Raw genomic sequence first — 14,023 nt, forward strand, 5'->3', positions numbered from 1 at the left:
TCATGCAATAATGACATTTTAATGAATATTTGATTTTAGGCTATCGATAGAAACCTATTGTTGAATATAAATTTAGCGAATTAGAAAAAGGATATTGTCAGTTAAGATAATATCCTTTTTTTATATACAAATATGAAATCCTAATAGCTGAAATTCTTCTCAATAAGTCATATGAAAAATTAATTCTTCATATCTTTTGAAACTGCAAAAGTTGCTACAATATTTCTAAAATTACCTTTAAAACTAAAAGCTGACAAAAATCATATTGGCATAAGTAGCAGACACTTAGCTGATTGTAAGACTCCCTGTTCAAACTTGAGGATAATTCATCAAATTTCAAAATTAATATCCTATTTTGCCGCAAATTTCTATTTGGAAGTTTATTTGAGGAGATATATTATTAATATTTAATAGAAGCAAATTATGAAAAAGATTTCTTTTAAAGTAAAATGTCCCAAGTGTAGAGAATCCATAATGGACGAAAAACATTTAATTAATGAATCGCCGAGTATAAAATTGAATATCGAAACCGGTGGAAACCGTGGAAATATTAATTTATGCTCAGTTTATGGCCATTTCAATCATGAAAGCTCAATCGAAATTGGCGAAAATGCTATAGTCGATTTTTTCTGCCCTCACTGCAATCAAAAACTTTTGAGTAACACAATTTGCGAACTATGTGAAGCACCCCTTATCCCATTCGTAATCGAATCTGGGGGAAAAGTGTTACTATGCTCTAGAAAAGGTTGTGATAAGCAGTTTGTTGCTTTCGAAAATTTAGGTGATGCAATGAGAAAAATGCACGACGAATACGGGATTTAGTAGTCCGCTAATTTATAAAAAAAGGATATTACGATTGATAATATACTTTTTTTGTTTAGCAAATTCTGGGAAGCTGCTCCCCTGCAAGCATATCAATAATTCGTTTTCCTCCTATCGAAGTTTTTATCCAGGCTTTTCCCGGATGCTTCTTTGTGATTTCGCCAATGATTGCAGCATTCTTGCCCAATTCATCAGATTTAAGTTTAGCCAAAACTTTTGAAGCATCTTCTTCAGCAACTATAAAAATAGCTTTTCCTTCGTTAGCAACATAAAAAGGATCAAAACCCAAAAGCTCGCATATTCCGCGAACATTTTCTTTTACATCAATTGTAGATTCATCTATTTCAATGCCAAATTGTTTATCTTCAACAAGTTCGCTAAGAACAGTAGCTATGCCACCTCGAGTAGCATCTCGCATAAATTTTATGCCTTCGGAAACCAAAAGTGCAGAATCTATCATATGATTTAGACATGCACAATCCGATTGAATGTTTGTCTTTATATTTAGCTCGTTTCTGGCACTAAGAATTGCCATTCCATGATCGCCAATCGAACCGTTAATAATAATTTTATCCCCAATAATTATATCTTTCCCTGAGCTGATATTTTTATTTTTTCCTGGTAGAAGTCCAATTCCTGCAGTATTTATAAAAACTTTATCGCATTTTCCTTTATCCACAACCTTAGTGTCTCCGGTTACAATTTTGATATTTGCTTTTTCCGCCTCGATCGACATTGTTTTTACAATCTCTTCAAGTTTGTCCATATCGAAACCTTCCTCGATAATGAATGAAGAACTCAAATATAATGGCTTAGCCCCTGAAACAGCCAGGTCGTTCACTGTTCCGGCAACAGCAAGATTCCCTATATTTCCTCCAGGAAAAAAAATTGGATCAACAACAAAAGAATCTGTCGTGAATGTTAATAAATTATTATTAATGCTCAATACAGCCGAATCGCTTTGTTGGTCTAAAATTCGATTACTAAAATTTTTCACGAAAAGGTTTTTTATCAATTCATGTGAAAGCTGTCCGCCGCTACCATGCCCGAGTAAGATTGTTTTATTTTTCATTTTTGAATTTTGGAATAGTGTGGTAATTTATTTTCTCAACTGAAAATGTCTAATTTCTATTGTATTTGTAATATGCATTGCAAGCTCCTTCGCTCGAAACCATACAAGCTCCATAAGGATTATTTGGAGTACAAGCTTTTGCAAATAATTTGCAATCTTTCGGCACTTTCAGTCCTTTTAAAATTTCGCCACAGATGCAGCCTTTCTCTTCCAGCGTAGGCTCAACCTCAACTTCGAGCATTTTCTCTGCATCGAATTTGCTATATTTTTCTTTTAGAAAATATCCGCTATCGGGTAATACTCCCAGTCCTCGCCACCATTCGTCTCGCAATTCGAAAACTGTATCCAACATTTTCTGAGCAATAAGATTTCCTTCTGGTTTTACAACTCGTTTATATTGAATTTCGACACTGAAATTGTTTTCTTCAATTTGTTTTACAAGCATATAAATCGATTGCAAAAGATCGACAGGCTCGAAACCTGAAATTACGCAAGCGAGATTATATTTTTCGGCCACATCTGTGTAAATGCCTGAACCTGTGATAGTGCTTACATGCCCGGGAGCTATATAGCCATCAATTTTCACACCCTCATCAATCAAGGCTGCCATTGCTGGGGGCATAATTTTATGCGAGCTGAATAAATAGAAGTTGTCAATTTTCTGACGTTCAGCATTTAAAATCCCGGCTGCACTGCTCGGAGCTGTAGTCTCGAATCCAATACCTAGAAAAATAATCTTTTTTGAAGGATTTTGTTGTGCAATTTTTAAAGCGTCGAGCACAGAATAAACTATTCTGATGTCTTGTCCTTTTGCTTTTTCCAAATCTAATGATGAGCTTGAACCCGGAACTCTAATCAAATCGCCATATGTAGTTATTATTACATCATCTAAACGGCTGTAGGCTATCGCCTGATCAATAAACTTGCGGCTCGAAACACAAACAGGACAGCCCGGTCCTGACATAAGTTTTATATTCTTGGGAAGTAAGGAAGGGATGCCAAATTTTTGAATAGACATGGTATGTCCTCCGCAAACTTCCATCAAGGAAACTTCTTTTTTCGATATGCTTTTTATTTTGTTTACAATTTTAAGAACTAATTCTTTATTGCGATATTCATCGATATATTTCATTTACAATAGATTAATATTTTTTTAAGAAATTAGAAATTCATATTTCATATTTCATATTTCATATTTCATAATTTTCTAAGTTATTCTTTTTCCGGTAAGTTTTTCTTCTTCATCTAACAATTTGTTAAAATCATCATATTCTTCAAAAACTTTCAACGATTCTTTAGCATCTTCTTCATCAAGTTTTTGGATTGCAAATCCGGTATGAAGTAAGACATAATCGCCAATTTTAACATCCTCAAGCATTTCTATGCTTGCCTGATATTCTGCTCCACCAACTGAAACATTTGCCATTACACCATCGATTGATAGCACTTTTGCAGGAATACTTAAACACATATTTTTATATTTTATTTATGTTCTTTATTTATGTTTTTATTTTTTATTGGAATTGAAAATTAATCTAAATAATCATTAATCAATTCTTCAATCTTTATTATTCATTTTCTCTAGCTCTCTCCTTTTAGCAGCAATAGCCAATTGCCCTAATGCAATTCCTCCATCGTTTGTTGGAATTTTGCTGTGCGAAAAAACTTTATACTTTTCTTTTCTCAATTTCTTTTCAACTTTTTCTAATATATATTTGTTCTGAAAAGTACCACCGGATAACACAATTTTATTGATACCGAATCTTAATCTCATTTCATAAACAATCGCAAAAATAACTGAAATAATAGTATTGTGAAATTTTGTTGATATTGAAGAAATATTCTGATTGTCAACTATATCTGTTACAATTTGCCGAATAGTTTTAGAAAACGAAATAGTTTTGTCGAAGCTAAAATCGTATTCGTCATCGCAATTTTCAATTATTAGATTTTCTAATTGCATAGGAGCTTCTGCATGAAATTTTGGCTCTACGCAAATATCCAATAGGGCAGCAATTGCATCGAACAAGCGGCCTGCACTTGAGCAAAGAGGAGAATTGATTTTTAAATCTATTGCCTGAATTAATAAATTTATCTTGTGATTATCTATTTTTTTTAAAAAATTCAAATCAAGATTTATAAAATCTTTTCCATAAATATCATATAAATAGGAAATTGCCATTCGCCAGGTTTCTTTTGTGACTTTATCGCCACCCGGCATTGGCATATATTCAAAATGCGAAACTCTTTCATAATTATTCAAATCGCAAACAAAAAATTCTGCTCCCCAAATATTCCCATCGTCGCCCAGGCCGGTTCCATCGAAACTAACACCAATCACTTTCTCATCAAGGCCATGCTCTGCCATACATGATGCAATGTGGGCGTGGTGATGTTGTACAAAAACTTTCTTATAGTCTGTACTTTTTGCAAATTTTGTAGATAAATAATCGGGATGTAAGTCGCATGCAATAATTTCAGGTTTCAGTCGAAATAGCTTTTTGAATTGTTCGAAAGTCTCGGTATAAAAATCTAAAGTTTCAAGATTTTTCAAATCGCCAATATGCTGACTCATAATTGCTTGATTTTCTTTCCCAATGCAAAAACAATTCACCAATTCTGCACCTGCTGCAACAATTCCTTCAACATTCATTTTCAAACGCAAAGGAGATGGAACATAGGATCGCGAACGTCTGATAAGTCTTTCTTTCTCGTTAATTATCATTGTTACAGAATCGTCGGTTCTGTTGTAAATATCTCTATTGTAGCAGACTACAGCATCTGCAATTTCAGAGAGTTGCTCTTTTGCAATTTCATTATCAATAATTATAGGTTCGTCAGAAATATTTCCGCTTGTCAAAACCAGAGCCGATTGTTCAATTTTTTCGAAAAGCAAATAATGAATTGGCATATATGGCAACATTGCCCCAATTGTATTGAAACCAAGACTAACACTTTTTGCAAGTTTTTCTTTTTCACTACAAATTACAATCGGATTCCGCCAGGATTTTATCGAAAGCTCTTCTGCAGAATTTAAGTGCACATATTTTTTTAAATTTTGAAGGTCGGAAAACATGACAGCGAAAGGTTTGCCTTCTCTGACTTTCATTTTTCGCAAACGGCTGACGGCATTTTCGTTTGTTGCATCGCACATTATATGAAATCCGCCAACTCCTTTTATTGCAATGATTTTCCCGTCATTCAACAATTCAACTATTTTTTCAATAATATCATCGAAATTATGAAAAGTTTTTCCTTCAATAAAAATTTCGTATTGGGGTCCGCAATCAGAACAAGCAATTGGTTGGGCGTGAAACCGCCTGTCTAAAATATCTGTATATTCATGGTGGCAGGTTTTACACATCTCGAATTTTTCCATTGTAGTTTTGTCACGGTCGTATGGTAGATCTTTTATTATCGAAAATCGAGGACCGCAGTTCGTGCAATTTACAAAAGGATAATTTATTCTGTTTGATTGAATTTTTATGTCCTCCAAGCAATCTTTGCAAACTCCAATATCTGGACTTATTTCAGTAATTTCTTCCGAAGTGTTTTTGCTTTTTACTATTTGAAAATCTTTAAAATTTTGTTTTTCTATTTTTTTATGATCTATTGAAGCTATGTTTGAGGCAATAGGGGCTTCGCTTTTTATTGCCCTTATGAAACTATTTATATTCTCAATTTTAGCTTCGGCATGAATCAAAACTCCTGTATTGCGATTTTCGACCCATCCAAAAATTCTATGATTTAGAGCAATTCTATAAATAAAAGGACGAAAACCTACGCCTTGTACAAGCCCTTTTACCTCAATTAAATATGCCTCAGTTTTTTCTATTTGCATTAATAATTTTTCATTAAAAAAACGTGCAAACATACAAGAATGTTGATTAATGAAAAAATTGAAATTATTTCTATTATTTGATTTGTAAACAGATTAAATATTTCAACACAGTTTTTATAATTCAAAAATTACTAATTTTCGCCTTTTGAAATTAGCTGAAATAAACAATAGTATTTATTATGGAATTATATGTAATTGAGACAGGGAATTTAAGATTGGACGGTGGAGCTATGTTTGGAGTTGTTCCAAAAGTGATGTGGGAAAATCTGTATCCGGCAGACGAAAATAATTTGTGCAATTGGGCAATGCGGTGCTTGCTCGTGGTAGATGGCGATAGAATTACTTTGATTGACAACGGAATTGGAGACAAACAAGGAAAAAGTTTTTTGAAACATTATTTACTTAATGGAGACGATACTTTGGCTGGCTCACTGAAAAATTGTGGTTTTAGTTTCGATGATATTACCGATGTAGTTTTAACACATTTGCATTTCGACCATTGCGGAGGCAGCATAAAATACGATGAAGAAAAAAATCTCGTTCCTGCTTTTAAAAATGCAAACTTTTGGGTTAGCAAAAAACAGTGGGAGCTTGCAAAAAATCCTAATAGGCGAGAAAAAGCCTCTTTTCTTGAAGAGAATATTTTGCCAATTGGTGAAAGCGGAAAATTGAAACTTGTTGAGGGTGAAGAAGAAATAATCCCAAATATTACTGCAAAAATTTTTGATGGACATACTGTCGGACAAATTATCCCTTATATAAATTATAATGGAAAAACTATTGCCTATATGGCTGATTTATTGCCATCTACTGCTCATATTCCAATGCCCTATATTATGAGTTACGATACTCAGCCTCTTCTGACTCTTAATGATAAAGAAAGATTTTACAAAGATGCTCTCGATGGCAATTTCATACTTTTTTTCGAACACGATATAAAAAATGAATGTTGTACATTGAAAAATACAATTAAAGGAGCCAGAGTTGATAAAATTTTTAAGTTAGAAGACATTTAGTAATGTATGCAAAATGAACACAAAACCAATTTTTTGCTTGTTTTTATTTCTAACCATTTCTGCAATTTTTTCATGCACAAATTCAAACATAGAAGGAAGAAGCAAGGAATTTTCAAATAATAAATCATCGGGAACGCTTAAAATATTTCATGCCGGGAGTATGACTGTTCCGATAAATGAAATTGCAGATTCTTTTAAATTGGTGCATCCAAATATAAAGATTCTGCTCGAATCTGCTGGCAGTAGAACTTGTGCAAGAAAAATTACCGACTTAAAAAAAGATTGCGACCTGATGGTTTCGGCAGATTATGCTGTAATTGACAATTTGCTAATTCCCGATTTTGCAAAATGGAATATAAAATTTGCAAGCAACGAAATGGTCATTGCTTTCACAGAAAGATCGAAACTAAAAGACGATATAAATTCAATAAATTGGTTCGAAATTCTGTTTGATGAAAATGTTGCTTTTGGGCGATCCGACCCGAATTCTGACCCATGTGGCTACCGAAGTGTTTTAACAATCAAATTGGCTGAAAAGCATTATAATCAAAATCAGATAATTGAGCTTTTGCAAAAAGATTTGAATTATGTCCGCCCAAAAGAAGTTGACTTATTGAGCCTGCTTGAGATTGGTGCTATCGACTATATTTTTATTTATCGTTCGGTAGCTCAGCAACATAGCTTAGAATACATTGTCCTCCCGGATGAGATAAACCTAAAAAGCCCAAAATATGGTGCATTTTATAAAACAGCTTCGGTTAAGATAAGTGGAAAAAAGCCAAATGAATTTATTACAAAAAATGGAGAACCAATGATTTACGGGCTTACAATTCCTGATAATTCTCAAGATAAATTATTAGCTATAGAATTTACAGAGTTTTTTCTTAGCGAAAAAAAAGGTATGAAAATAATAGAGAGGAATGGCCAAAAATCGCTAATTCCTGCTATTTCCGAAACATTCAGTTTCGTTCCAAATAGATTGAAAAAATTTGCAAAACCTCAATAAAACTGTGAAAAAATACTCATTGTTTCAGCTATTATTGATTTTCCTCAGTGGATTAACTTTGATATTTATAGTGGCTCCACTTCTTATAATGCTATTTGATACTAGTTTAGGACAGATTATTGAAACAACCAAAGACGATGAAGTTTTGGGTAGCATTTGGCTTACTCTTTGGACTTCAATGCTAGCTACAATTAGTTTTTCGATAATTGCAATTCCATTTTCATACATCCTCTCAAAAAAGGATTTTCCTTTCAAACAATTACTTCTTGGAATTATTGATTTACCTATTGTGATTCCTCATTCAGCCGCTGGTATTGCTATTTTGGGTTTCATCTCGCGCGACACAGCTATTGGCAAGTTTGCTTCTCTTTTTGGCTTGAATTTAGTTGGCCATCCTTTTGGAATTGCTATTGCAATGGCTTTTGTAAGCATTCCTTTTGTTATTAATGCATCTCGCGATGGTTTCAGCAATGTCCCCGACAGGCTCGAAAAAGCAGCTCTAAATCTTGGTGCGTCGCCCGTACAAGTATTTTTTACAATTTCTCTTCCATTAGCATGGCGAAATATTCTATCTGGTTTAGTTATGATGTTTGCACGGGGCATGAGCGAATTTGGAGCAGTAGTGATTGTTGCATATCATCCGATGATTACGCCTGTTTTGATTTTCGAGCGATTCAGTTCATTCGGGTTAAATTATGCCCGTCCGGTTGCAATAATTTTTATTGCAGTTTCATTAGTAGTTTTTATTTTAATGCGTTTTTTTGTGAGAAAAAAATAATGTTAGAAGAACAAAAAAATATGGTCAAATAAGCATGTTAGAAGTTGAAAAAATAAACAAAAAATTCAATTCGTTCGAGATAAAAAATCTTAGCTTCAAAGTAGAAAAGGGAGATTATTTCGTAATTCTTGGCGTTTCAGGTTCAGGGAAATCTGTTCTGCTTGAAATAATTTCCGGATTGATTTCCTCTGACTCAGGAAATATTTTTTTGGAAGGTGAAAATATTTCCCGTAAAAAAATCCAAAAAAGAAAAATTGGCCTTGTTTTTCAGGATTTTGCTGTTTTTCCACATTTGTCGGTTTTCGATAATATTGCTTATCCGCTCAAGTTCAAAAAACTTAAAAAATCTAAGATTAAACTAAAAGTAGAAAATATAGCTACTGAAATGAATATTTCACATTTGCTCGAAAGAGAAGTGAAAATGCTTTCCGGCGGCGAAAAACAAAGGGTTGCACTTGCAAGAACTCTTTTGTTAGAACCCAAAATTCTTTTACTCGACGAGCCATTAACATCGCTTGATGTAATTTTGCGGAACGAAATTCGGGGATTGCTTCGGGAAATAAACCGCAAAGGAATAACTATAGTCCATGTTACGCATGAATACGAGGAAGCAATTTCTTTGGCTAACAAAGTTGCTATTATGCAAAATGGTGAAATTGTACAGTATGGAAAACCTAAAATCGTTTTTCAGAATCCCGAATCAGAATTTGTTGCTAATTTTTCGGGCGACAAGAATTTTTTCAAAACAAAAATAGTTTGTGATGAGAAATCGGGCACAAAAGTAGCTGAAATTGAGAATGACATGAAATTTATTATAGCAACAGAATGTGATGAATGCGAAGGAAATATCATAATAAAAAGCAATGAAATTATTTTATCGAAAGAAAAAATAGAATCAAGTGCTTGCAACAATTTTCGTGGAAAAATTGGACATATTGTACCAACAACCAATGGTGTTGAAGTAAAAATCGATATTGGAGTTTTCTTATATGTAGTAATAACAAAAAGCTCATCGCGAAAATTAGATTTGTCAAACAATATAAATATTTGGCTCAGCTTTAAAGCAACAGCCATAAAATTTATAAAAACATAGTGGCTCCGAATACTGTCATTAAGATGTAATATTTGTTTTTAATCAGTCATTTATAAATTCAAAAAGTGAGAAAAAGAAAAAAACACCCTATCATTTATAATTTGGAAATTACCAATTTAGCAGCCGAAGGTAAAGCTATTGCTAAAATTGATGAAAAAATTGTTTTCGTAACAAAAGTTATTCCGGGCGATATTGTTGATGTACAGGTAAACAGAAAACGTAAAAGTTTCCTCGAGGGCTATCCTATAAAATTTCACAAATACTCAGAAAACAGAGTGCCTGCAATTTGCAAACATTTTGGAGTGTGTGGGGGTTGCAAATGGCAAAATTTGCCTTACAACTTGCAACTTTCTTACAAGCATAATCAAGTTGTCGATAATTTTGAGCGTATCGGCAAGCTCAAGGTCGATGAAATAAAACCTATTTTGGCTTCCGAAAATACTGATTTCTACAGAAATAAGTTGGAATATACTTTTACAAACAGACGTTGGCTTCACGAAGACGAAATAGAAAATGCTGAAGAAAAAATATTAGACGGTTTAGGTTTTCACGTACCCGGCAGATTCGACAAGGTTCTCGATATTGAATTTTGTCATTTACAACCCGCGCCTTCCAACGAAATTAGGCTGGCTGTGAGGGAGTTTGCTTTGAAATATGGAATGAGTTTTTTCGATTTGAGAAAACAAGAAGGATTATTACGTAATTTAATTATTCGAAACAACAGTTCGGGCGAGTTTATGGTGATAGCTTCATTTTTTTATGAAGATGAAAAATTGAGGAATTCGTTGCTCGAATATCTACATCAACAATTTCCCAAAATAAAATCGCTGATGTATGTAGTAAATCCGAAAAGAAACGACACTATCAGCGATTTGGAGATTAAACATTTTGCAGGCGATAGTTTCATTTTTGAGAAAATGGAAGACTTGAAATTTAAAATAAGTCCAAAATCTTTTTTTCAAACTAATTCGCTACAAGCTTATAATTTGTATAAAATTGTTCGTGAGTTTGCAAATTTGAATGGTGATGAGGTGGTTTACGACCTTTATACAGGTACAGGAACTATTGCAAACTTTATTGCAAAATCGGCTAAAAAAGTGATCGGAATAGAATTTATTGAAGATGCCATTGCTGATGCAAAAACCAATTCAGCTATTAATAATCTTAGCAACACTTCGTTTTTTGCAGGCGATATTAAAGATATTCTAAATGAAGAGTTTATTTTAGAAAACGGGAAGCCCGATGTAATTATTCTTGATCCTCCACGTGCCGGTATTCATAAAAATGTTGTTGAAAGTTTGCTTTACGCCAAACCGGAAAAAATTGTTTATGTGAGCTGCAATCCGGCAACTCAGGCACGAGATATTGCTTTGTTAGGCGAAGAATACCAAGTAAAACTGATTCAGCCGGTTGATATGTTTCCACATACTCATCATGTCGAGAATGTGGCACTTTTGCATAGGATTAGTTAATGAAATTATTTTTTTGAAATTGACAATAATTCTATAGTTCCAAACTGAATTGTCCATCTTCTTCCAAATTCAAAGGTTTTTCATCTATAGATTTTGATTCTTCAAGTTCTTCAGTGTTTCCGTTTTCGTCGAATACGAGAGATTCAATCCACGAAATTTTTTGCAAATTAAAAATAGAAATTCGTTTTCCTCGTGCTTTGTAACTTTTTATTCCAATAAATTCGGCAACATTTATTATTTCATTTTCTCGACTACTTTGTTCGCCTCCGAACTCAATTTCTATTCTTGGAAGCTTGTCCGTCGAAAAAATAATGAATTTCGAATTCTGATTTTCGCCAATAAAACTAACTTTTTTGTCGGTCTCATCAATCTGAAAACGTTTGAGATAATAGTAATTTTGGTCGGCATCGAAAAAAACCACCGAAAACACTTTTTCGGGATTATATTTTTCTATCAAAACAATGTCTTCGTCGAAATGATTGGAAAGGTCGAAGCCTGACAATTGAAAATATCCTGATTTTGTAATTGTTAAAATTTTGTCGTTGCCTGAAAAATCGCCAATGAATTTTCCTCTTTCTTCGGTACTAAGGCGTAAAACAGATTCATCGAACCAAATTTGTCTGCCACCTAGAGTAGAAACACCTTTTGTTTTTAGAGAAATTTTATACACATCATGTTTTGTAATAATGTTGCCTTTTGAATTTCTACCTTTTATTGCTAAGTCTCTGAAATCGAGTTCGAAACTTAATCGTCTCAATTTTGCTTTTGGCTTGAGGAAAATTTTTATGGTTTCGGCTTCACCATTGGGATTTGCTGTGAAGTAAATAATTTTTGAATTTGCTGTTCCTTGAGTTATATCATACTCCTTGTCTCGGATTATACTTAGAACTGCAAATCGTTTCATAAGTGTAGTTCCGCTTATGCCATCTCGATAAATTGCATTATAAATTGTTCGGTCGTCGTTTGGCTTAAAAATGGTGACATAAATAATATTTTTACCAACAAATGATTTTTCAGAAACTTTGGTGATGATATATTTTCCGTCTCTGCGAAATGCTATAATATCGTCAATGTCGGAACAATCGCAAACAAACTCATCTTTTTTAAGAGAAGTTCCAATGAATCCCTCTTTTTTGTTTATATAAAGTTTTTCGTTTGCAACAACCACTTTAGTAGCAACAATTGTGTCGAAGTTGCGAATTTCGGTTTTCCGTTGCCTTCCTTTTCCATACTTATTTTTAATTTTTCTGTAATAATCAATGGCAAACTGAACCATTCTGCTCAGATTATATTCAATTTGCTGAATCTCAGCTTCAATAGATTTTATTAGTTCGTCGGCTTTGAAGGAATCAAATTTCGAAATTCTTTTGATTTTTATCTCTGTAAGTTTAACAATATCATCGTAAACTACAGTTTTCTTCAATAAATATTTGAAAGGTTCGAGGTGTGTATCAATAGTTTCGATTATCGATTCCCAGGTTTCGCAATCTTCAATTTCAATGTAAATTCTATTCTCAATGAAAATTTTTTCTAATGAAGAGAAATGCCAGGCATCTTCGAGCTCCGATTTTTTTATCTCCAACTCTTTTTTCAGTAGATTGACGGTGTTTTGTGCCGAAATTTTCAGCATTTCTGAAGAACCTAGAAATCGTGGTTTTTCTTCTTCTATAACACAATTGTTTGGAGAAATTGAAATTTCGCAATCGGTGAAAGCATAGAGCGCATCGATGGTTTTGTCTGGTGAAATCCCCGAATTTATATAAATCAAAATTTCGACATTTTCAGAAGTATTATCGTCAATTTTTTTGATTTTAATTTTCCCTTTTTCGTTTGCTTTTACGATACTATCAATCAAACTTCCGGTGGTTTTACCAAAGGGAATTTCAGAAATTTGAAGTGTTTTTTTATCTATTTTAGATATTCTGGCTCTAACTTTTACACTTCCTCCACGCAAACCATCGTTATATTTGCTGAAATCGGCTAAGCCTGCGGTCGGAAAATCTGGGAGTAATTCAAATTCTTTGTCGTTCAAAAAGTCGATTGATGCATCAATGAGTTCGATAAAATTGTGGGGAAGGATTTTTGATGCTAAACCAACTGCAATTCCTTCTGCACCTTGCGCCAAAAGCAATGGAAATTTTACAGGTAAATTAATCGGCTCGTTGTTTCGTCCATCGTATGATGCTTTCCAAAATGTTGTTTTAGAATTAAAAACTACATCAATAGCAAATTTCGACAAACGAGCCTCAATATATCTTGATGCTGCTGCATTGTCGCCGGTTATTATGTTTCCCCAGTTTCCTTGAGTTTCTATCAATAATTCTTTTTGTCCGATTTGTACCATAGCATCGCCAATTGAGGCATCGCCATGAGGGTGAAATTGCATAGTTTGCCCGATAATATTGGCAACTTTATTGAAACGTCCGTCATCTAATCGTTTCATAGCAAAAAGAATTCGCCGTTGAACAGGTTTTAATCCATCGTATATATGCGGAACGGCACGCTCTAAAATTACATAGGAAGCATATTCGAGAAACCAGTTTTTATACATGCCTGACAGATATTCAACATTGTGCATATTGTCTGATTTTGCAATTTGACTGTCTTCTCCCGAATTGTTAATTTCTTCGTTTTCAGCTCCTTCTATTTTTTTGTTTTCTTCCGTTTGCATTAAAACCTATACTCTGTTCAAAAAATTATTTGGCTTCAAAGATAATACTTGAACTTAAAACTATTTACAGACTTTTATAAAAATGCTATTTATTTTGAGGAATATTTTTGAATTCATTGTTTTCTGTTGCTCACAAATCATTTTAAAATTTTCAGAAAAGCTAATTCAATTTTATTCTTCCGCTGATTTTAGCTGATTCATTTTTTGCGTAAATCTGAGTAATTTGCAAGAAATATTTTCTGTTTTCCTTCC

The 14,023-nt window shown here is 33.4% G+C and carries 11 protein-coding genes; 6 read left to right on the forward strand and 5 right to left on the reverse strand.

All coding sequences use genetic code 11. The features are described 5' to 3' along the window. Positions 1-423: 423 nt before the first annotated feature. Entirely contained in the window at positions 424-822 is a 399-nt protein-coding gene (locus HN894_02605; GenBank protein ID MBT7142202.1) for a hypothetical protein, read from the forward strand. Positions 823-877: 55 nt separating this feature from the next. Here the strand turns inward: HN894_02605 and hypE are convergent, their stop codons facing one another. From hypE to hypF, 4 genes are all read right to left on the reverse strand, one after another. Further along, complete coding sequence (gene hypE, locus HN894_02610; protein ID MBT7142203.1) at positions 878-1,894, reverse strand: hydrogenase expression/formation protein HypE; 1,017 nt, start codon at positions 1,892-1,894, stop codon at positions 878-880. 49 nt (positions 1,895-1,943) lie between these two features. Continuing rightward, the gene (gene hypD / locus HN894_02615; GenBank protein ID MBT7142204.1) at positions 1,944-3,026 is read right to left on the reverse strand and encodes a hydrogenase formation protein HypD; all 1,083 of its coding nucleotides are present in this window, start codon (positions 3,024-3,026) and stop codon (positions 1,944-1,946) included. A gap of 75 nt (positions 3,027-3,101) precedes the next feature. Further along, positions 3,102-3,365 (reverse strand): HypC/HybG/HupF family hydrogenase formation chaperone, encoded by a 264-nt coding sequence (locus HN894_02620; GenBank protein ID MBT7142205.1) that lies wholly within the window; start codon positions 3,363-3,365, stop codon positions 3,102-3,104. 87 nt (positions 3,366-3,452) lie between these two features. Next, positions 3,453-5,735, reverse strand: coding sequence for a carbamoyltransferase HypF (gene hypF / locus HN894_02625; protein MBT7142206.1), 2,283 nt, complete (start codon positions 5,733-5,735; stop codon positions 3,453-3,455). A gap of 179 nt (positions 5,736-5,914) precedes the next feature. On the opposite strand from hypF, the gene HN894_02630 reads away from it, so the two are divergent. From HN894_02630 to rlmD, 5 genes are all read left to right on the forward strand, one after another. Further along, the gene (locus HN894_02630) at positions 5,915-6,751 is read left to right on the forward strand and encodes an MBL fold metallo-hydrolase (GenBank protein MBT7142207.1); all 837 of its coding nucleotides are present in this window, start codon (positions 5,915-5,917) and stop codon (positions 6,749-6,751) included. Positions 6,752-6,764: 13 nt separating this feature from the next. Continuing rightward, on the forward strand, positions 6,765-7,757 hold the full coding sequence (locus tag HN894_02635) for a solute-binding protein (protein ID MBT7142208.1): 993 nt from the start codon (positions 6,765-6,767) through the stop codon (positions 7,755-7,757). A 4-nt stretch (positions 7,758-7,761) separates the two neighbouring features. Continuing rightward, positions 7,762-8,535, forward strand: coding sequence for an ABC transporter permease (locus HN894_02640; GenBank protein ID MBT7142209.1), 774 nt, complete (start codon positions 7,762-7,764; stop codon positions 8,533-8,535). Between the two features lie 34 nt (positions 8,536-8,569). Beyond that, positions 8,570-9,628 carry an ATP-binding cassette domain-containing protein gene (locus HN894_02645; protein MBT7142210.1) on the forward strand — a complete coding sequence of 353 codons (1,059 nt, stop codon included), beginning with the start codon at positions 8,570-8,572 and terminating at the stop codon, positions 9,626-9,628. Positions 9,629-9,693: 65 nt separating this feature from the next. Beyond that, positions 9,694-11,100 carry a 23S rRNA (uracil(1939)-C(5))-methyltransferase RlmD gene (rlmD, locus tag HN894_02650; protein MBT7142211.1) on the forward strand — a complete coding sequence of 469 codons (1,407 nt, stop codon included), beginning with the start codon at positions 9,694-9,696 and terminating at the stop codon, positions 11,098-11,100. Positions 11,101-11,131: 31 nt separating this feature from the next. Here the strand turns inward: rlmD and HN894_02655 are convergent, their stop codons facing one another. Next, a complete protein-coding gene (locus HN894_02655) occupies positions 11,132-13,771 on the reverse strand; it encodes a DNA gyrase/topoisomerase IV subunit A (GenBank protein ID MBT7142212.1) in 2,640 nt (879 codons plus the stop codon). Positions 13,772-14,023: the final 252 nt, after the last annotated feature.

It is taken from the genome of Bacteroidota bacterium (genome assembly GCA_018692315.1).
Taxonomy (GTDB): domain Bacteria; phylum Bacteroidota; class Bacteroidia; order Bacteroidales; family JABHKC01; genus JABHKC01.